The organism is Saccharothrix sp. ST-888 (genome assembly GCF_000955975.1).
Taxonomy (GTDB): domain Bacteria; phylum Actinomycetota; class Actinomycetes; order Streptomycetales; family Streptomycetaceae; genus Kitasatospora.
In genome coordinates this window covers 1-426 of the sequence record NZ_JYJF01000385.1, presented here as the reverse complement: position 1 = coordinate 426, position 426 = coordinate 1, and the positions used below count along the sequence as shown (strand labels likewise).

The 426-nt window shown below is 67.1% G+C and carries 1 protein-coding gene; it reads right to left on the bottom strand.

Features of this window, described 5'->3' with window-relative positions:
- On the bottom strand, positions 1–426 hold a 426-nt coding region (locus UK12_RS33210), incomplete at both ends, for an acyltransferase domain-containing protein (protein ID WP_045306934.1).

Below are 426 nucleotides of genomic sequence, written 5' to 3'. Positions count from 1 at the left end.
GTAGGTCATGCTCTCGGCGACCGCGCGGAACTCCGCGAGCATCGGCTCCATCAACGGCGAGTGGAAGGCATGACTGACCGCCAACCGCTTGGTCTTCTCGAAAGATTCCGCGATCCGCAGCACCTCGGCCTCGTCACCCGAGACCACCACCGACGAAGGACCGTTCACCGCCGCGATACCCACCCGCCCGCTCAACAGCGGCAACACCTCGGCCTCGGACGCCTGCACCGCCACCATCGCACCACCCGACGGCAACGCCTGCATCAACCGCCCACGAGCAGCCACCAACCGGCACGCATCCGCCAACGACAGCACACCCGCCACATGCGCCGCAGCCAGCTCACCGATCGAATGACCCGCCACGAAGTCCGGCCGCAGACCCCACGACTCCACCAACCGGAACAACGCCACCTCGACCGCGAACAG